The organism is Rhizobium giardinii bv. giardinii H152 (assembly GCF_000379605.1).
GTDB classification, from domain to species: Bacteria; Pseudomonadota; Alphaproteobacteria; order Rhizobiales; family Rhizobiaceae; genus Pararhizobium; species Pararhizobium giardinii.
Window position 1 is genome coordinate 12469 of record NZ_KB902679.1, and the last position, 19528, is coordinate 31996.

Consider the following 19528-nt stretch of genomic DNA (forward strand, 5'->3'; position numbering starts at 1 on the left):
GTCAATCATTCGCCATAGGGATCGAAGTCGAAGTACTTCTTGGAGATTTCGGCATATTTGCCATTCGCGCGGACTGCCGCGATGGCCGCATTGAGTTTTTCAAGCAGCGCGTGATCGTCTTTACGCAATCCGCCGCCAATACCGGACCCCAGAATTGCCGGATCGTCCTTCACATTGCCCTTGTCCTCGCAGCAGTCCTTGCCGAAGTCGGATTTGAGAAATTCCGACAACGGAATGGAATCGCCGAAGACATAGTCGATCCGGCCGGCGGAAAGGTCCTGAAACGCTTCATCCAGCGTCGTGTAGGTGTTTTCCGATGCCTTGTCGGCAAAGTATTTCTTGTAGTAGTCGGACTGGATGGTCGAAACCTGGATGCCGATGGTCTTGCCGGCGACGTCGTCGGGCGATGCGCCGGTCTCGCCATCCTTGGCGCCGATCAGCTTGCTCGGCGTGTTGTAGTATTTGCCGGTGAAGTCGATGGTCTTCTTGCGCTCGTCGGTGATCGACATCGACGACCAGATGACGTCGAATTTTTTCGCCTCGAGACCGGGAATGAGACCATCCCAGGACATGTCGACGATGGAGCACGTCTCCTTCATCTCGGCGCAGACGGCATCCATCAACTCGATTTCCCAGCCGACCCACTTGCCGGAGGCGTCCTTGGTGAAGAAGGGCGGATAGGCTTCGTTCATGACGCCGAAGCGGACTTCGGCATTGGCTGCGGCGCTTGAAACCGAAAGCGCGGCGCCGGCCAGCAGGATAGACAGCAATTTCATGTATTTCCCCTTTTTCAGTTTGGGCAGAATGGGCGCGGTTGAATGATCAATTGTCGAGCGCGCCCGTGAATTCGCGGCAGCGGGCGCTGATCGGTGCACCGAAGACCTGAGCCGGCGGTCCTTCCTCCTCGACGCGCCCCTGATGCAGGAACATCACGTGATTGGAGACGTCGCGGGCGAACTTCATCTCGTGGGTGACGAGCAGCATCGTCCGCCCCTCTTCCGCCAGATCGCGAATGACCTTGAGCACCTCGCCGACAAGTTCCGGATCGAGCGCCGACGTGGGTTCGTCGAGCAGCATCACCGCAGGGTCGACGCATAGGGCGCGCGCGATCGATGCGCGCTGCTGCTGGCCGCCCGACATGAAAGCCGGATAGACGTGGCGCTTCTCGTAGAGGCCGACCTTGGCAAGCAGCCCTTCGGCCCGCTCGATCGCCTCCTTGCGGTTCATTTTCTGGACGTAAACCGGAGCCTCGATGACATTTTCTAGCACGGTCATGTGGGGCCAGAGGTTGAAGCTTTGGAACACCATGGCAAGGCCGGTCCGAATCCGTTCGATCTGCCGCCAACTGGCCGGATACGCGCGCCCGCCTTGACCGGACTTCAGCAAGACGTCTTCGCCGTTGAAGACGAAGCGGCCGCGATCCGGAATCTCTAGGAAGTTGATGCATCGCAGGAACGTGCTCTTGCCGGAGCCCGACGATCCGATGAGCGAGATGACGTCGCCCTTCGCGGCCGATAGCGATATGCCTTTCAGGACCTCGTGGATCCCATAACTCTTGTGAACATCGTCCACGAGTAAGGCGGGAGGAGCCAGTCTCGTCATGCCTCACGTTCCCCATTTGCATTTTTTTGCGTTGCCTTTGGGCCGATATTATCGTGCGCTCATGCGCGGCATTCCCGCGCAATTGGTATGCACAACGCGGAATTTGCGCGCAAGCGCCTTCCAGGCGCGGAGAGTCGGCAACAACGTCCGGCATGACGGACCTTTGGCTGAGTAGAACGGCACGACCTCGGCAGTTTCCCTTAAAGCGATGCAGAAGTGCGGGGAGGATGCGCGCATCGTTCGATTTTTGACGAATCGCCGCGCTGATCTAGGATAGGCTGCGGCAAATCACTGCACGTGGAAACCGTGCACAGTCCTTCCCTTGAATCATTTCGGTTTCAGGGTTTATCCACAATAGGCGAGAGGCAGATGACGGAACCACTGGACCAATTCGACCGAAACATCCTCGACATTGTGCAGCGCGATTGTCAGATGAAAGCGGAAGCGGTCGGCGAGATGATCGGCCTTTCTGCGTCCGCCGTGCAACGCCGCCTGAAGCGAATGCGAGAAGAGGGGATCATCTCGGCGGAAATCGCAGTCGTCGATCGAAAGGTTGCCGGAAATCCGATGACGTTCATCGCGGGAATGGAGATCGAGCGCGAGAACTACGATGCGCTGGCGAAATTCCGCACCTGGGTCGATAAGCAGGACCATATCCAGCAGGTCTATTACGTGACAGGTTCAGTGGACCTTGTCGCGATAATTACGGCGCAGGACGTTGGCCAATATGATGAAATCACCGCGCAGATCATGTCGCAGAACCCGCAGATCAAGCGAATCCACACGAATGTCGTCCTCAAATCCGTAAAGCTGGGCATGTTCGTTCCGACACAGTCCTGAGGTTCGATGCACCTTCATCAGGCGAGGCGCGATCGCAGCAGGCGGTAGTAACCGCCAAGCCGCGGAATCTCCCGTTCCAGTCGCTCCAGCGCAGAATCGTGCGCGCGCAGCGTTCCGGCGTATTTGGCAGCAAGCATCTGCTTGTGGTTCTCCAGAGCCTGCGGCGCGGGCGCGGGCTGCAGGATTGTGAAGATCGGCGACAGTGCAGTGCGGCCTTTGACGGTGATGCTGTCGAGCTCGATGCTGGTGAAATCAGCCGCGCTCAATCGTGCCGTCTGCTCGCCGATGAGCAGTGGCACGCCGTAATTCTTCGATTCGCCCTCGAGCCGAGAGGCGAGATTGACGCAATCGCCGAGCACCGAATAGTCGAAGCGGCGCGACGAGCCCATATTGCCGACGACGCAATCGCCGGTGTTGATGCCGATGCCGATCTTCAGCACATGCGGCGCTGTGCCCTTGCCGTCTGCCTCCCGGCGCAGTTCGGCATTCAGTGTCTCGATCGCTTCCAGCATGCGCAGCGCGGCACCCACTGCATGGCTGGCATGGTCGGGATCATCGAGCGGTGCGTTCCAGAACGCCATCAGGCAGTCCCCGATGAACTTGTCGATCGTGCCGCCGCTCTCGAGGACGATCTCCGAAAGCGGGGTGAGCAGCCGGTTGATCAGGGTCGTGAGCTGCTCGGGATCGTCTTTCAATGTTTCGGAAATCGTGGTGAAGCCGCGCACGTCGCAGAAAAGAATGGTCAGCGTCCGTCGCTCGCCGCCAAGTTTCAATTGCGAGGGGTCGTTGGCGAGCCGCTCGACCAGCGCCGGGGAGAGGTAGCGCGAAAAGGCGCGCGTGATCTCCCGGCGACTGCGCCGCTCCGCAGCATAATCAACCCCGGTCTGACCTGCAACGACGCAGATATAGGACAAAACCGGGCCGACCGGGGAAACGAACATGTGGCCGAGTCGCAGCAGCGCATAGCTCGCGGCCGCAAAAAGGAGCAGGACCAGGGCGCTGACGGCCGCCGTTGGCCAACCGATCGAACGAAAGACAATGCCGGCCGCCAGCAATGCACCAAGGGCAATCGCGGCAATAGCGATCGGTCGCCCGGCCGTTTCGATGAACAGGCCTCCGGTTAGATTGTCGAAGATCGTCGCCTGGATTTCGGCGCCGGAGATCAGTTGGCCGGTATGGACGGTGAACGGCGTCGCAAACGCATCCGCGCCGCCGGCCTGAAGCGTCGGCGCGTTCTGCAGACTGAGCCCGACGATGACGACGCGGTTTCGAAAGAAGCCCTCCGGCAGGAACTGGCCGGGATCGAGCGCCTGATAATAGGACACGGTCGGATAGGTTCGCGCCGGCCCGAACATCTGGAGCAGTGCGGGGCCGGATCGCGCCTTTGGCTGCCGTCCGGCGGTCTGCGCCAGTAGTGCGGCAAAGCCGTCCGGATAGGCAGGCACCTGCCGAAACGTACCGTCGCCACTCAACTGCACCGATGCGATCCCGGTTTTCGCGCCGCGCTCGATAAGCTGGGCCAGCGGTTCCGTCCGCACGAACTGATCGGCCTGCGGCGTCTCGATCAGCGTCTCGTCGCCCGCCAGCACCACATCCGGGCCCACCGCCGCAGCAAGGGTGGCATCGTTTTCCGGCGCCACCGAAGGTTCGGCAAAGATGATATCGACCCCGATGGCTTTCGCCCCGGCCCCGCGCAGCGCTTTGATCAGCCTTGCATGCAGCGCGCGCGGCCAGGGCCACTGGCTGCCGATCTCCGCCATGGAGGGCTCGTCGATCGCCACGATTACCGGCCCGTCCTGCGGCAGTGGTGGTGGCGCGAAGGTGGAGAGATAGTCGAAGCTGCGCAACTCGACGAGCGAGAAGGGAGAGGTCAGCGAGACGAGGGAAAGGGCGGCGACCGTGAGGGCCGCGAGCAGGCCCAAGCGGGTGCGCCGGCGTCGGATGCGCCCGGCGGCTGTTTCGGTCGAAGGGCCGCTGGCATTCCGGCGATGCGCTTTGAGTATCGCCATCAGAAGCGCACTTTCACCGTTCCCTTGAAGGTCGGTCCCCAGCCGGGCAGGCCGGACTCGAGGTCAAAGTTCTCGTCCAGCAGGTTGAATGCGGCGAGATCCACCTCGACGCGTTTGTCGAAGGATTCCCATTTCACCCCGGCGTCAAGCGTCCAGTAGTCTTCAAGACGGGTCCCCGAACTGTCCAGGCGTTCGCCGGTATAATTCGCGGCAAGTGTGGCGCGGATATTGTTGGTGTTGACCCATGTCAGGGCAATGCGGCCCGCAGTATCGGGAACGAATGGCAAGGCACCATCGAACATGTCGCCGACGGCGGCGCCGTGGCCGCTGGACTCGTTGGCGGCGATGGTGGCCGAAAGCCCGAAGCCGTACCCAAGCCAGAAGTTGGCCGTCAGGCTTCCCCGGTCCAGCCGCCCTTCGTCGATCGCGATCAAATCAATCGTATAGGGCAACGTCGCCGTTATGGAATCAAATTCCTGGTGCTGGACATCGACCGACGTGAAAAAGCGATCGGTCCATTCGGCGTCCCAGCGAAACGCGAAGGTGTCGACTTCACCGTCCAGTGCGAGATCGAGCTGGTTTGACTGTATGCCGACCACGCCGATCGGGGCGAGCGTAGGGGTATCCGATGCGGCGCCTTCGCGCAAATAGGCGGCCCGCAGCCATTGCCCCTCGAAGGGGCTCCAGGCGAGACCGACGCGGGGCTCAAGTCTCTCGATGCTGGCGCCGCCGCTTTCCAGATAGGTGGCGAAAAGGGATGCCTCTGTTTTGACGGAAGGCGTTATCTCGGCAAGTACGGAGGCATAAGCCCTGCCGAGCGGCGACGTCTCGCTCGACGCGATATCGAAAAACGCGCCCGGTGGTGTAATATCGCTGTGCACCAGGCGCGACTTTACTGCGAGTGTGCCACCTTCAAGTCCATACCGAAAGGTCAGGCCGCCATCTCCATAGATATGACCAACGGCAGCAACGACGCTAGTTGTTTCAACGTCTGTGGATTCTTCGACCAGCGGAATGTTACGGACCAGCGATCGCTCAAGAATGTGTGCCTCACTGGATGAATAGAAGAGACCGGCATTGACGACATTCTGATAGGCGATGGTGTGGCTCCACCCGGCCCCGACGTTCAGGTTCTTGGCCGATACGTCCAGCGGACCGTCCACCAACTCAGGAAGTGGAAACAGTGGCAATGTTGTTAGAGTGCTCGAATCGCGCGAAAGGTCGCTGCGCGCATAATTGGTATAGAAGACGAGCCGGTCGTCAGGCGTCGGAGTTGCCGTCAGATAGCCGTTCCCGGCAAGAAGCTCGGTCTCGGCTGCAAAGTTGTCAATGACGCCATCGAGCGCACGGCCCTGCGGGGTCGTTTCCCATTGCAGGGTACCGTAGAGGCTGATGGGAAAGACTGAATTGCTGAAGCTGCGGATGTCGGCCTCGCCGATATATCCGAGTTCTCCGTCACCTGAAATCAGGCCGCCGCCGAGGGATGCCTCCACGAACGGTCTCTGGATGAGATTGGCGGTGCGGTCGCGACTGACAAGCATATGGGGCTCGATCAGCAACCCTTGAATGTAGGACGAGAACGACGCATCATTGATGCTGTTTTCGATGATTTGGCCATCATAGCCGTCTTCGCCGGTGAACGGATTGACGCTGCCGCGCACCGCCTGGTCGATATAGCTCGAACCGGTAAAGGGATCGAACACCACGTCGCCATAATATTGCCCCCAGGCATCGAGCCCCTGCAGGCGGAAGGCGTCGTTGAGCGTCGAACCCGCCTGCTGGTTGGCGCCGAGCGGTGCGTAGTCGCCGCCCCGAGCACGCGTCCGTCGCATGATCTCCTGCGCGTTTCGGATCGCGGCATCGGAATCATATTCATCTATGGCGATCGTCGTGCGAACGACCGGGACAATGGGATCTTCGGGATCAAGCCGCTCGGCATTGTCGAGCGCTTGCGCGGCAGGCAGGCGATCGCCCTTTTCATAGTGAGCGGCAGCCAGCAGCAATTGCGCCTGGGAATAGCCTGGATTGGCGGTCGATCCGGCCAACAGGTCTTCCACCGCCTTTTCCATCTCGCCGGTCTGCAGGTGATACCGGCCGCGGGCCACCAAGGCGATGTCGAAGGACGGATCGACCTTCATCGCTTCGTCGATCTCTCGCTTGGCTTCCGCCATGCGCATCTCGTCGAGATAGAGAAGCGCAAGATTGGCGTGGCCGACGGGATCGAGCGGGTCGAGCTCGATCGCTTTCTTGAAGGCGGCTTCGGCTTCCCGGTTGGCATCCCGGTCGGATTGAGCAATGCCGATCGTGTTCCAGATGGTGCTGGAGCCCGGCGCGGTTTGCAGAGCGCGGTTCAGATCGTCCAGTGCCCCCTGGCGGTCGTTCAATATAGCGAGCTTATAGTGCGCCCGCGCTTCGAGCCCGGTCGGATTGTCCGGGTCGATTGCCAGGGCGCGTTCGAAGCCATCGACAGCCTCTTTTTCATCGGCGAGCAGAATGCCGAGTTGGGCGCGTATGGCGGGCAGGGTTGGATCGTTGGGCGTATTGCGCTCGCCCTCCTTGATGACCGCGATCGCTGCCGGGAGGTCCTCGCGGAAGCCGGCGGTCCAGGCCTTTGCCACGGCGGCATAACCGCTGCTGCCGACCCTGGGCGGTTCTTCGACGTGGTTGGGGTCGGCAAGAGACCGGGCGAAGTAACCGCCATAGGCAGCGATCGCGCGGCGCTTGGCATCAAGCCCTGGCCGGGCTTTCTCGAACAGCCTCGCCGCATCCTGGTAGCGGTTCTCGGAGCCGGCGATCAGCGCATCGAGCAGATCCGCGCGCGCCACCTCAGCGCCGTGCAGGCCTCTGGCGCGTGCCTCTGCCAGCGCAGCGTTTGCCTTCTGCTTTCCATCGAGCGCGAGATAGATTTCCGACAGGCTCAGCCAATCCGCCGCCGAACGCGCACCGGCTTCCTCCATTTCGATACGGCTTCGCTCGGAGCGCATTTGCGGCACAATCAGTGGCGTTGCAGGCATCCACTGGAAGGCGGTCCGCAGCTGCAGGCTGAACAGCATCTGCTCCCGGTCTTTCGGCTTGGCAATGATGATCTTCGAGGGCGCCTGACCAATGGCCGCGACGGCGCCTTCCCCTTGGCTGACCGTTACTGAACCCTGCGCATTTGACAGTTCGACCAGGCCTTCGAGCACGATCAGCGAGGTCTTGCCGTCGGCGCCGACGGTCATCGTCCAGTCGGTGCCGCGAATGGCGGCTGTCGCGGCAGGTGTGTCGATGGATACGCCCTGCCCCCCGCGTTCGGCGCGGGCCCAGATCGTGCCGGACTGCAGCTCGAGCCCGGTATCGCTGCTGCCGCCCATCTGCTTGACGAGAAGTGACGTGTTGCGCCCGAGACGGACCTGGGTGCGGTCGGAAAACAGGACGGCCAGCTGGCCAGTCGCATTGGTGCGCAGCACGTCGCCGGTCAGCAGATCCTGCTTGAGGTCGACATAGCGCCAGCTGGAGACATCGACGAAACGCACCTCCTCGCCGGATTTGCGGGCAATGACCGATCCGGCGGCGGGAAACGGACGCGGCAAAGGGTCTGCCAATGCTGCGGACGCAGCGAGACAGAGCAATCCAAACGCATACACGACCCCCACGGATGCGTATTTCATGCAGTTCCCCAAAAAATGCACAGATGATCACTGGATTTGACCACCCCAAAAGTCAAGCCGGACGGGCGCGCGAACATTGCTTTGCAGGAGCGGTGTAGGAATGAAGAAACACATTACAACATCCGGGGGGTATTCCTGTCGATACATGAAGAAGCTCGGCTGCAACCTCTGGAAGACGCACACGAGTTGCGATCTATTCAAACGACAATCAACGCTTGGCCTGTCTTGCTGCCGCCGGGCAAGCGCCGCCGGCGCGGTGCGTTCATCGGCAAGCTCGGTCACGTCCTCAACGCTCCTAAATTCCTATGAGATTTTTATTTCTCTCCCGGGTCATGCGTCTCGAACGCTTATGCGGTTCGGCGGCATAGTGAGCGTGGAATTCAGGCCCCGGATCTTGTGCTGAGCAAGGTCTGACGGGGCCACTTTCGCGTCATTTCCCTCCTTTGACGAAGAGGGAACGTTGAAATTCAACAAATGGAGCCTGCATCGATGCTGGATATCGTCTTGATCGGGATCGGCGTTTTGTTTTTCGCGCTGTCGTTTGCCTACACCAACGCCTGCGACCGTCTTTAATTCGAAGGATCAGAAGAATGTTTGTCGATTATGTGCTCGGAGCCGGGGTGACCTTGTTTCTCCTCGCCTACCTGACCTACGCCCTCATTCGCCCTGAGCGCTTCTAACGCCCGGGTATTGAAAGTTATTGCTATGACACTCAATGGATGGATCCAGATCCTCGTCTTCTGCGGGATCGTCATTTTGCTCGTCAAGCCGCTCGGCGCCTACATGACGCGCGTTTTCAACGGCGAGCGGACGCTTCTGTCACCGCTCTTCGTTCCGCTAGAGCGTGGCCTCTATCGGCTGGCGGGCACCCATGAAAAGGAAGAGCAGCACTGGACGAGCTATGCTTTTTCCCTCCTGCTGTTCAATCTCGCCGGCTTCTTCATTCTTTATCTGGTGCAGCGCTTTCAAGGCGCCCTGCCGTTCAACCCGGCCGGCATGACGGCCGTCGGTCCCGAGCTTTCGTTCAATACCGCCGCCAGCTTCATGACCAACACCAACTGGCAGAATTACGGCGGCGAAAGCACGATGTCCTATCTCGTGCAGATGGCCGGGTTAACGGTCCAGAACTTTGCCTCGGCCGCGACCGGCATTGCCATCGCCGTCGCGCTCATTCGCGGTTTTTCGCGGGCCTCCGGCAAGTCGATCGGCAATTTCTGGGTCGATATGACCAGAACCACGGTCTATATCTTGCTCCCCGCCTGCATCATCCTGACGCTTGTCTACGTCTATCTCGGCGTTCCCCAGACCTTGGGCGCCTATGTGACGGCAACGACGCTCGAGGGTGCGCAGCAGACGATCGCGCTCGGTCCGGTCGCCTCGCAGTTGGCGATCAAGATGCTTGGCACGAATGGCGGCGGCTTCTTCAATGCCAACTCGGCTCATCCGTTCGAAAACCCCGATGCGATCTCCAATCTCATCCAGATGGTCACGATCTTCGCGCTCGGCGCGGGTCTCACCAACGTCTTCGGCCGCATGGTCGGCAATGAGCGCCAGGGCTGGGCGATCTTCGCGACGATGGGCGTGCTCTTCGTCGCCGGCGTGGTCGTGACCTATTGGGCAGAAGCCGCCGGCAATCCGCTTGTCCATGCCATGGGCATCGATGGCGGCAACATGGAAGGCAAGGAAGTCCGCTTCGGCATCGCGCTGTCGTCGCTGTTTGCGGTCATCACCACAGCGGCCTCCTGCGGCGCGGTCAATGCCATGCATGGCTCGTTCACGGCGCTGGGCGGCCTCATTCCGCTGATCAACATGGAACTCGGCGAAGTCATCGTCGGCGGTGTCGGCGCAGGCTTCTACGGTATTCTCTTGTTCGTCGTTCTCGCTGTCTTCGTGGCGGGCCTGATGGTCGGACGCACGCCGGAATATCTCGGCAAGAAGATCGAGGCCAAGGAGGTCAAGATGGCCGTTCTTGCCATCCTCTGCCTGCCGACGGCCATGCTGATCTTCACCGCGATCGCCGTGATCCTGCCGACAGGGGTCGCCTCGATCGGCAATCCCGGGCCGCACGGATTTTCGGAAATCCTCTATGCCTACACCTCGGCTGCCGCCAACAACGGATCGGCGTTCGGCGGGCTCACCGGCAACACGCCCTGGTACAACATCACGATCGGCATCGCCATGCTGATGGGCCGCTTCCTGGTGATCATCCCGGCGCTCGCCATCGCAGGCTCGCTGGTGACGAAGAAGACGGTTCCCGCCTCGGCCGGCACCTTCCCGACCGACGGCTCGCTGTTCGTCGGCCTGCTCTGCGGCGTCATCCTGATTGTCGGCGGTCTCACCTTCTTTCCGGCGCTTGCGCTGGGGCCGATCGTCGAGCACCTGGCCATGATCTCCGGCCAGACGTTCTAGGCCGATGATCATGGCTCGCCCCTTGATGACGTTCGGCAAGCTCCGTCACCCTCGCGACGGCGACCCGCCGCGAGGGGCTCATGGAACGCCGGCTACCGATATTGTCCTCGCGATGATGCTGGTCCTCCTGGTGGTGACCGTTCTCGCCCTTGCCTTCACCGAATTGTTCCACGGCTGACCGCAGTCACCGTGATCACAACAAAAGAAACTGGAGTTCTGTCATGAGCCAGTCCAAATCTGCGAGCCTCATGGACTCGCGCATCATCATTCCCGCCGTTGGCTCGGCCTTTGCCAAGCTCGACCCGCGCGCACTCGCCAGGAATCCGGTGATGTTCGTCGTCGCTGTCGTGTCGACGCTGACGACCATTCTGTTCCTGCGTGATCTCGTCACCGGCGGCGAAGACCTCGGCTTCTCGCTGCAGCTGAATGTCTGGCTCTGGTTCACCGTGCTTTTTGCCAATTTCGCCGAAGCCGTCGCCGAAGGCCGTGGCAAGGCGCAGGCGGATTCGCTGCGCAAGACGCGCACCGAAACCCAGGCGAAGCTGCTGACCGGCAGCGATCTCAAGAGCTACAAGATGGTTCCGGGAACCAGCCTCAAGGTCGGGGACGTCGTGCTCGTCGAGGCCGGCGATATCATTCCGTCGGACGGCGAAGTCATCGAGGGTGTCGCCTCCGTCAACGAGGCGGCGATCACCGGCGAATCGGCCCCGGTCATCCGTGAATCCGGCGGCGACCGCTCGGCCGTCACCGGCGGCACGCAGGTGCTGTCGGACTGGATCCGGGTGCGCATCAGCGCCGCTGCCGGCTCCACTTTCATCGACCGGATGATCGCGCTGGTTGAAGGGGCAGAACGCCAGAAGACCCCGAACGAGATCGCGCTCAACATCCTTCTCGCCGGCATGACGCTGATCTTCGTGCTTGCCGTGGCGACGATCCCGAGCTTTGCCACCTACGCCGGCGGCGCCATCCCGGTCATCGTTCTCGTCGCTTTGTTCGTGACGCTGATCCCGACGACGATCGGCGCGCTTCTCTCGGCCATCGGCATTGCCGGCATGGATCGCCTCGTCCGCTTCAACGTGCTTGCCATGTCGGGTCGCGCCGTCGAAGCTGCCGGCGACATCGATACGCTGCTGCTCGACAAGACGGGCACGATCACGCTCGGCAACCGCCAGGCAACGGAGCTGCGGCCGATCGCCGGTGTCTCGGAACGGGACCTGGCCGACGCCGCCCAGCTGGCATCCTTGGCCGACGAAACGCCGGAAGGCCGGTCAATCGTCGTTCTCGCCAAGGAAAAGTACGGTATCCGTGCGCGCGACATGGCGCAACTGCACGCGAGCTTCGTCCCGTTCACGGCGCAGAGCCGCATGAGCGGCGTCGATGTGGAGGGCTCGTCGATCCGCAAGGGTGCGGTGGACGCCGTGCTGAGCTATGTCGGCGGATCTGCCTCGGCGCACCCGGAAAGCGTCCGGGAAATCCAGGCCATTGCCGACGGGATCGCCAAGGCGGGCGGGACGCCGCTGGCTGTCGCCCGTGACGGCCGTTTGATGGGTGTCGTGCACCTGAAGGATATCGTCAAGGGCGGCATTCGCGAGCGTTTTGCCGAACTGCGCCGCATGGGCATCCGCACCGTGATGATCACCGGCGACAATCCGATGACGGCAGCGGCGATCGCGGCCGAAGCCGGCGTGGATGACTTCCTTGCCCAGGCGACGCCCGAAAACAAGCTGTCACTGATCCGCGAGGAGCAGGGCAAGGGCAAGCTCGTCGCCATGTGCGGCGACGGCACCAACGACGCCCCGGCACTTGCCCAGGCCGATGTCGGCGTGGCGATGAACACCGGCACGGTGGCAGCCCGCGAAGCCGGCAACATGGTCGACCTGGATTCCGATCCCACGAAACTGATCGAGATCGTCGAGATCGGCAAGCAGCTCCTGATGACCCGCGGCGCGCTCACCACCTTCTCGATCGCCAACGACATAGCCAAGTATTTCGCCATTATCCCGGCGATGTTCCTGGCCTTCTATCCGCAGCTGTCAACGCTGAACATCATGGGGCTGGCGTCACCGCAGAGCGCCATCCTGTCGGCCATTATCTTCAACGCGCTGGTCATCGTGGCGCTGATCCCACTGTCGCTGAAGGGCGTGAAGTATCGCGCCGTCGGCGCTGGAGCGCTGCTGTCGCGCAACCTGCTCGTCTACGGCCTTGGTGGCGTCATGGTGCCGTTCATCGGCATCAAGGCCATCGATTTGGCCATCACCGCCCTTGGTCTCGTGTAAAAAGGCCTCGTTTAAAGGAATTCACCCATGTTGAAACAACTGAGACCAGCCCTTGTCATGATCGTTGCCATCACGCTGATCACCGGTCTTGCCTATCCGCTCGGCATGACGAGCATCGCCCAGGCCTTGTTCCCGCACCAGGCCAATGGCAGCCTGGTCGAAAAGGATGGAACCGTCGTCGGCTCGGCGCTGATCGGCCAGGTCTTTTCAGGCGACAGCTATTTCCACGGCCGCCCCTCCGCTGCGGGAGATGGCTACAATGCCGCCGCATCGAGCGGTTCGAATCTCGGCCCGACCAATCCCAAGCTGCTTGACCGGATCAAGGCGGAAGCGGACGCTCTCAAGGCGACGAACCCCGGTGCCGCCGTACCGATGGACCTGGTCACCACGTCGGGTAGCGGTCTGGACCCGCATATCACGCCGGAAGCGGCCTATTTCCAGGTGCCGCGTGTCGCCAAGGCCCGCGGCATGGACGAAGGTCAAGTCCGCACGGCGGTAGACCAAGCCATCGAGACCCGCGAACTCGGTGTCTTCGGTGAGCCGGCCGTCAACGTCTTGGCGCTGAACAGGGCACTTGATACAGCTGTCTCTCCCTGACAGCGCCGGTAGGGAAAGCGGCGCTGTGCCGCTTTCCGTCGCCGGTGGAGGAAGACCGAACATTTGATGCGAGATGATAGCCGCGACATGGATGGCAGACCATCGCCGGACGCGCTCCTGGAGCGGGCGGAGCGGGAAACCCGCGGCCGCCTGAAAATTTTCCTGGGTGCAGCGCCCGGTGTCGGCAAGACCTTTGAAATGCTGACCTCGGCCCATGCGCGCAAAGCCGACGGGGTCGATGTCGTCGTCGGCGTCGTCGAGACTCACGGCCGCAAGGAGACCCAGGCACTGGTCGATGGCCTGGAGGTGATGCCGCGTCGCACGATCGACTACAAGGGCCGCATTCTCGATGAAATGGACATTGACGCCATCATCGCGCGGCGTCCCGCCCTCGTCCTCGTCGACGAACTGGCGCATACCAACGCGCCCGGCAGCCGCCATCCCAAACGCTATATGGATGTGCAGGAACTGCTCTCGCGCGGCATTGACGTCTATTCGACGCTCAACATCCAGCATGTCGAAAGCCTGAACGACGTCGTCGCCCAGATCACCCGTATCCGCGTGCGTGAAACAGTGCCCGATTCGATCATCGATCGCGCCGACGACGTCGAGATCATCGACCTGACGCCCGATGACCTGATCAAGCGGCTGCATGACGGCAAGGTCTATGTGCCGAACACCGCGCAGCGGGCGATCGAGAACTATTTTTCCCCCGGAAACCTGACGGCCCTGCGTGAGCTCGCGCTTCGCCGCACGGCACAGCGGGTTGACGAGCAGTTGCTGACCCATATGCAGGCGCATGCCATATCGGGTCCCTGGGCGGCGGGAGACCGGGTGCTTGTCTGCGTCGACGATCACCCCCGCTGCGCTTCGCTGGTGCGCTATGCCGCGCGCCTCGCTGATCGCTTGCGTGCGCCCTGGGCGGCCCTCTACGTCGAAACGGCGCGATCCGTACATTTGCCCGAGGCCGCGCGCGACAGGATTGCAGCAACGTTGCGTCTCGCGGAACATTTGGGCGGTGAGGCGATCACCTGGCCGGGCTCCGATGAGGCCGAGGAAATTGTGCGCCACGCAGCGGCGAGCAATGTGACGCATATCATCGTCGGCAGCCCCAAAAACTCGCGCTGGCGGCTGTGGTTCCAAGGTTCGGTGACCGACACGCTCATCCGCCGCGCCGGCGATATCAGCGTCCATGTCCTTGCTGGGGACGACCGCGAGGGCGATCCGGTCGCAACAGGCGTCAAGACGGTGCCGACGCCGGCGCCGTTGAAGATGTGGCCCTATGTGTTTGCGACCCTCTATGTCGGCTGCGCGCTGGGTGTCGGCTTTCTGCTCGACCAGTCCCTCGACGTGCGCAATATCGCGCTGGTCTTTCTGATGGCGGTTCTGACGACGGCGGTAACGGAGGGTCTGAAGCCGGCTCTCTATGCCAGCGTCATCGGTGCGCTCGCCCTGAACTTTTTCTTCTTGCCGCCGCTTTACACATTCGTGATCGGCGATCCGGAAAGCGTCGTCGCTTTCGTCTTTTTCTTCGTGGTGGCCATTGTCGCCAGCAATCTGACGGCGAGCGTGCAACGTCAGGCGGCGGCGGCTCGCCTGCGCGCCCGCACCACCGAAGACCTCTATCTGTTCAGCAAGAAGCTGGCGGGCACCGGCACACTGGACGACGTGCTCTGGGCAACAGCATTTCAGCTCGCCTCCATGCTGAAGGTGCGCGTCGTGTTGCTTCTGCCGGAAGACGGCACGATTGCCGTGAAGGCCGGCTATCCGCCGGACGATACACTGGACGATGCCGATATCGCCGCGGCGCGCTGGGCCTGGGAGCATAATCGTGCCGCCGGCCGCGGCGCCGATACGCTGCCGGGCGCCAAGCGGCTCTACGTGCCGCTGCGTACCGCGCGCGCCGCCGTCGGCGTCATTGGCCTCGACAACGACCGGCAGGGACCGCTGCTCACGCCGGAACAGCAGCGCCTGCTCGACGCGCTTGCCGATCAGGCCGCACTTGCCATCGAGCGTGTTCAGCTTGTGGCCGATGTCGACAATGCCCGGCTTGCAGAGGAAGCCGGAAAGCTCCGTTCGGCACTGCTGACCTCGATCTCGCACGATCTGAAGACGCCGCTCGCGGCGATCATGGGCGCGGCGGGCACCTTGCGGGACTATCAGTCGGCGCTGCCGGAAGAAGATCGCCTCGAGCTGTTGACGACGGTGACGGACGAATCGGAGCGGCTGAACCGTTTCATCGCCAACCTTCTCGACATGACTCGGATTGAATCCGGGTCGATGGAGCCGAATGCGGCGTTCCACTATATCGGCGATATCGCCGGCAGCGCCTTGCGCCGGGCGAGCAAGATCCTGGCTCACCACAAGGTCGATGTTCGCGTTCCCGCCGAACTGCCCATGGTCAGGGTGGACCCGGTTCTATTCGAGCAGGTGCTCTTCAATCTGCTCGACAACGCCGCCAAATATGCGCCGGAGGGATCGATTGTCCGGGTGCAGGCGGAAAGCACTGGCGAGCGCGTGTTGGTGCGTGTTTTCGACGAGGGGCCGGGCATTCCGCCCGCTGATCTCGAGCGCGTCTTCGACACGTTCTACCGGGTGCGCAAGGGTGACCATGTCCGAGCCGGAACCGGGCTTGGCCTGTCGATCTGCCGGGGCTTCGTCGAGGCAATGGGCGGCACCATCGCTGCGGAAAACAGGACGGATCGCTCGGGCGCCGTCTTCACCGTCAGCCTGCCACTCTTGCCGGATGCGCCCAATCTCAAGGACATGCCATGACCCTTACGGCCGTCAAGATTCTCGTCGTTGACGACGAGCCGCCCATTCGCCGGCTGTTGCGCGTTGGCCTGGCGACACAGGACTATGCGGTAAGCGAAGCGGGCAATGGCAGATCCGCGCAGGACATGGTCAGAACAGAGCTGCCCGACCTCATCCTTCTCGATGTCGGCCTGCCCGACATTCCCGGTCATGACCTCTTGCGCGAATGGCGCGAAGAGGGCCTGACGCTGCCGATCATCATCCTGTCGAGCCGCACCGACGAGGCGGGGATCGTCAAGGCACTGGAGCTCGGTGCCGACGATTATGTGACGAAGCCGTTCGGCATGAATGAGCTGGTGGCGCGCATCCGCGTGGCACTGCGCCACCGGCTGCAGCAGCAGGGCGAAAAGCCGCTGTTCCATACCGGCGGCCTCTCCGTCGATCTCGTCAAGCGTAGCGTGAGGGTGGATGGACGCGAAGTGAAGCTGTCGCCGAAGGAATACGATATTCTGCGCATCCTGGTACAACACGCGGGCAAGGTGTTGACCCACCAGTTCCTGCTTAAGCAGGTCTGGGGCAATACGGCCGACGTGCAATATCTGCGCGTCTATGTCCGCCAGCTTCGCCAGAAGATCGAAGTGAGCCCCGACCAGCCGCAATACATTACCACCGAGACCGGCGTCGGATACCGGTTGCGCGAGGCTGATATTTAGCCGGCATACCTTGCGCTCAGACGTTGTTTCGCCGCAGCCAGTTGCGCAAGGCGGTAAGTCCTTCCGGGACATGCCGGCGGCCGAAGCCGATGCGCAGGCAGTTTTCCGGAACGGGCGTCAGGTCCGAGCGATAGACGCTTGAGGGCAGGAAGAACACGCCCGCTTCCTCGACCACCCGCTTGGTGAATTCCTCGACGCCATCCGCGCCCCTGTAGCGGATGAAGGCGACGCAGCCGCCATCGGGTTCGCGCCAGTCGAACAGGTGCGGGAACTCTGCGAAGAAGTCGTTCAGCACTCCGAGGTTATTGCGAACGATCCCCCGCGTTCGCGCCAGAATCCGGTCGCGGCTTTTCAGCGCGATCCGCGCCAGGATTTCCGATGGCGCGGAATTGCAAATGGAGAGGAAATGCTTGTAGCGCTCGCAGCGCACCAGGAAGTCGCGATCCTTGGATGCCAGCCAGCCGATACGTAGCCCCGGCAGGCCATAGGCCTTCGACATGACGTTGAGGGAAATGCCGCGCTCATAGACGTCGACTGCCTGGGGTAGGCGAAACGTTTCGTCCTTCTCGATCAGCCGGTAGACCTCGTCGCTGAACAGCCAGATGCCATGCTTGCGGCAGAGGCCGATGAGAGCGTCGAAGGCCGCGCGTGGAAGAATCTTGCCGGTCGGGTTATTGGGGAAGTTGATCGAAATCAGTTTGGTGTTCGGCCGCAGCGCTCTTTCGACAAGGCCGATGTCGAGTTCCCAATCATTGTCGATGTCGAGCGCCACGCCGGTCACGGCGCAGATGCTGAGTGGAATGGTTTCGGCGGCCTGATAGTTCGGCGTGATGACGATGGCGTGGTCGTTCGCGGTCAGCAGGACCTTCATCGCCACGTAGATCGCTTCTTCGGCGCCGGCAAAGCAAATCAGGTTTTCAGGCTCGACCGTGTCATAGGTGCCGGCGATCTCCTGGCGGAGTGCGGGCGCGCCAAAGGTTTCGGTATAGCCGAGGCTCAGGTTATCGAAATCGGCCCGATCCTCGTCGCTTGCCATGGCAAGCAATTCCGGCAGCCGCATGCTTTCCGCGTCGGAGGCGGTCATGTTGTATTTTGCGACGAACTCCCACTTGGACATGTAGGTTTCCAGCGCAAAGTCACGCATCGGCTTTATCACCGCGGTTCTCCCCGATTGGCGGTTTCCTGTTTCCGGCGGATGACGCCGAGGCGATTGTAGATCGTCGCACGCGACAGCTTCAGGATCTCGGCGACATAGGGAACGGCCTTGCGGATGGCAAAGACGCCGCGCGCGTCGAGCATGCCGATCAGCTCATCCATGTCGGCGCTTGTGAGACCGGCGAGCGCGGCCCTGCGTGTGCCAAGGAAGTCGCCGATCACCGAATTGACCGCCTCGCGCCAATCTTCCGCCATCAGTGCCGACGTCTTCGTCAGGGGCGCGGCGATGTCGACCATCGATTTCAATTGGTCGAACACCCCGGCAAAGGCTTCGATGTCATGGTTGATGCAGAGCAGCCCGATCGGCCTGCCCTCGGCATCGCGCAGCACCGCCGTGATCGCCTTCAGCCGGCGGCCATCCCAATTGGATTTGCCGTAAGGTCCGATCACATCGCCGTCGAGCGAGGATGTCAGATCAGCCTCGTTGAGCGAGCTGTCCCCCGGCCGCCGCTTCGAGAAGGCATTGGTGATATGGAAAATCAGTCCGCTGTCGAGATCGTGCAGAACGGCTTCCACGTGTGGCGAGAACAGCGTGGCGATCGCGTCGCAGACGGGGATGAAGGGTGTCAATGGATGAGACATGCAGTCTTATCCATCGATTTTTACAATTAGTCAAGATAGACGAATTGTAAACCTAGGACATTGCGCCTTGGCTCAGTTGCTGGCGAAAGGCTGGATCGCGCTGGGACAGCTTCTTGTGAAGATGCACCATCATCCCGGCAGCAAAGAGAGGCGTCAGCAGATTGAGAAGGGGCACGGCCAGGAAGGCTGCGAGAATGAGGCCTGCCATAAAGACCGTGCCCGCATGTTTGGCACGAAACAGCCGCGCCTCGGCGGGCTGGCGGTGGCGCATGGCAGCGAATTCGAAGAATTCCCTGCCGAGCAGATAACCGTTGACCAGGAAGAATGCGATAAGGTTGATGCCGGGGATGAGCAGCAGGAGCAGCGCGACGATATTGCCGGCGATGATGACGCCAAGGAACTTGATGGTTCCCGCAGTCGCTTCGCGGAGCGGCAGCGGACGGCCCGCTGGTTCCTGTGCGTAGTCACGCTTCTCGACAACCTCCGCCACGTCGTCGAGAAAGAAGCCGGCGATCAGCGCCGTGACCGGCGCCAGAAGCAGCGCCAGCGCCAGCGCGATGCCGAGGCTTGCGAATATGCCGATGACGAAGGCGAGCCACCCTTCCCAACCGGCCGTGCCGGGGATCAGTCCGTCGAGCCATGGCAGGGCGAGGTAGATGAAGAGTTCGCGCAACGCCAGCCACAGTGCGACAAGCGCCAGCAGCGTCAGCCCCAGGACCTTCCAGAAAACCGAACGCGTCTCCGGTGCAAAGAGATTGGCAAAGGAAAGCCGCGCCGCGTCGAGTATCATCTGTCATCTCCGTGGTAATACGGCTCCTTCGCCGCCTTGGGCATGTAGGAGGGCGCACACCACCGGGCAAGGTCACGGCGAAAATCATGTG

General features: G+C 61.8%; 16 protein-coding genes. 9 read left to right on the forward strand and 7 right to left on the reverse strand.

Translation table 11 applies throughout. From position 1 onward, the window contains the following. Positions 1-5: 5 nt before the first annotated feature. On the reverse strand, positions 6-776 hold the full coding sequence (locus tag A3AY_RS0115345) for a transporter substrate-binding domain-containing protein (RefSeq protein WP_018326537.1): 771 nt from the start codon (positions 774-776) through the stop codon (positions 6-8). Between the two features lie 46 nt (positions 777-822). Continuing rightward, positions 823-1602: an ABC transporter ATP-binding protein gene (locus tag A3AY_RS0115350; RefSeq protein ID WP_026203474.1), complete on the reverse strand. Its 780-nt coding sequence runs from the start codon at positions 1600-1602 to the stop codon at positions 823-825. A 369-nt stretch (positions 1603-1971) separates the two neighbouring features. Here A3AY_RS0115350 and A3AY_RS0115355 point away from each other — a divergent pair, with 369 nt between their 5' ends. Then, entirely contained in the window at positions 1972-2442 is a 471-nt protein-coding gene (locus A3AY_RS0115355; RefSeq protein ID WP_018326539.1) for an Lrp/AsnC family transcriptional regulator, read from the forward strand. 17 nt (positions 2443-2459) lie between these two features. Here A3AY_RS0115355 and A3AY_RS0115360 read toward each other — a convergent pair whose 3' ends face one another. Continuing rightward, the gene (locus tag A3AY_RS0115360) at positions 2460-4451 is read right to left on the reverse strand and encodes an adenylate/guanylate cyclase domain-containing protein (RefSeq protein WP_018326540.1); all 1992 of its coding nucleotides are present in this window, start codon (positions 4449-4451) and stop codon (positions 2460-2462) included. Beyond that, on the reverse strand, positions 4451-8101 hold the full coding sequence (locus tag A3AY_RS0115365; RefSeq protein ID WP_026203476.1) for a FecR domain-containing protein: 3651 nt from the start codon (positions 8099-8101) through the stop codon (positions 4451-4453). Before A3AY_RS0115365 ends, A3AY_RS0115360 begins: the two co-directional genes overlap by 1 nt. 36 nt (positions 8102-8137) lie before the next feature. Between A3AY_RS0115365 and A3AY_RS39190 the strand changes: the two genes are divergently transcribed. The 8 genes from A3AY_RS39190 (at position 8138) to A3AY_RS0115405 (ending at position 16850) form a co-directional block, all read left to right on the forward strand. Further along, positions 8138-8410 (forward strand): hypothetical protein, encoded by a 273-nt coding sequence (locus A3AY_RS39190; protein WP_154663298.1) that lies wholly within the window; start codon positions 8138-8140, stop codon positions 8408-8410. A 281-nt stretch (positions 8411-8691) separates the two neighbouring features. Beyond that, positions 8692-8781: a K(+)-transporting ATPase subunit F gene (gene kdpF / locus A3AY_RS35395; RefSeq protein ID WP_018326543.1), complete on the forward strand. Its 90-nt coding sequence runs from the start codon at positions 8692-8694 to the stop codon at positions 8779-8781. 25 nt (positions 8782-8806) lie between these two features. Further along, positions 8807-10510 (forward strand): potassium-transporting ATPase subunit KdpA, encoded by a 1704-nt coding sequence (gene kdpA, locus A3AY_RS0115380; RefSeq protein ID WP_018326544.1) that lies wholly within the window; start codon positions 8807-8809, stop codon positions 10508-10510. A 10-nt stretch (positions 10511-10520) separates the two neighbouring features. Then, entirely contained in the window at positions 10521-10688 is a 168-nt protein-coding gene (locus A3AY_RS39195; RefSeq protein WP_154663299.1) for a hypothetical protein, read from the forward strand. A 43-nt stretch (positions 10689-10731) separates the two neighbouring features. Continuing rightward, entirely contained in the window at positions 10732-12786 is a 2055-nt protein-coding gene (gene kdpB / locus A3AY_RS0115390) for a potassium-transporting ATPase subunit KdpB (RefSeq protein WP_018326546.1), read from the forward strand. Between the two features lie 27 nt (positions 12787-12813). Beyond that, the gene (kdpC, locus tag A3AY_RS0115395) at positions 12814-13383 is read left to right on the forward strand and encodes a potassium-transporting ATPase subunit KdpC (RefSeq protein WP_018326547.1); all 570 of its coding nucleotides are present in this window, start codon (positions 12814-12816) and stop codon (positions 13381-13383) included. 66 nt (positions 13384-13449) lie between these two features. Then, positions 13450-16158: a sensor histidine kinase gene (locus A3AY_RS0115400; protein WP_026203477.1), complete on the forward strand. Its 2709-nt coding sequence runs from the start codon at positions 13450-13452 to the stop codon at positions 16156-16158. Beyond that, positions 16155-16850: a response regulator transcription factor gene (locus A3AY_RS0115405; RefSeq protein WP_018326549.1), complete on the forward strand. Its 696-nt coding sequence runs from the start codon at positions 16155-16157 to the stop codon at positions 16848-16850. The genes A3AY_RS0115400 and A3AY_RS0115405 overlap by 4 nt, the downstream gene beginning before the upstream one ends. A 16-nt stretch (positions 16851-16866) precedes the next feature. Here A3AY_RS0115405 and A3AY_RS0115410 read toward each other — a convergent pair whose 3' ends face one another. From A3AY_RS0115410 to A3AY_RS0115420, 3 genes are read right to left on the reverse strand one after another with little or no spacing between them, the layout of a single operon-like run. Then, the gene (locus tag A3AY_RS0115410) at positions 16867-18003 is read right to left on the reverse strand and encodes an aminotransferase class I/II-fold pyridoxal phosphate-dependent enzyme (protein WP_085995038.1); all 1137 of its coding nucleotides are present in this window, start codon (positions 18001-18003) and stop codon (positions 16867-16869) included. Then, a complete protein-coding gene (locus A3AY_RS35400; protein WP_018326551.1) occupies positions 18003-18647 on the reverse strand; it encodes a helix-turn-helix transcriptional regulator in 645 nt (214 codons plus the stop codon). The genes A3AY_RS0115410 and A3AY_RS35400 overlap by 1 nt, the downstream gene beginning before the upstream one ends. A gap of 52 nt (positions 18648-18699) precedes the next feature. Further along, positions 18700-19437 carry a sulfate transporter family protein gene (locus A3AY_RS0115420; protein WP_018326552.1) on the reverse strand — a complete coding sequence of 246 codons (738 nt, stop codon included), beginning with the start codon at positions 19435-19437 and terminating at the stop codon, positions 18700-18702. Positions 19438-19528 lie beyond the last annotated feature (91 nt).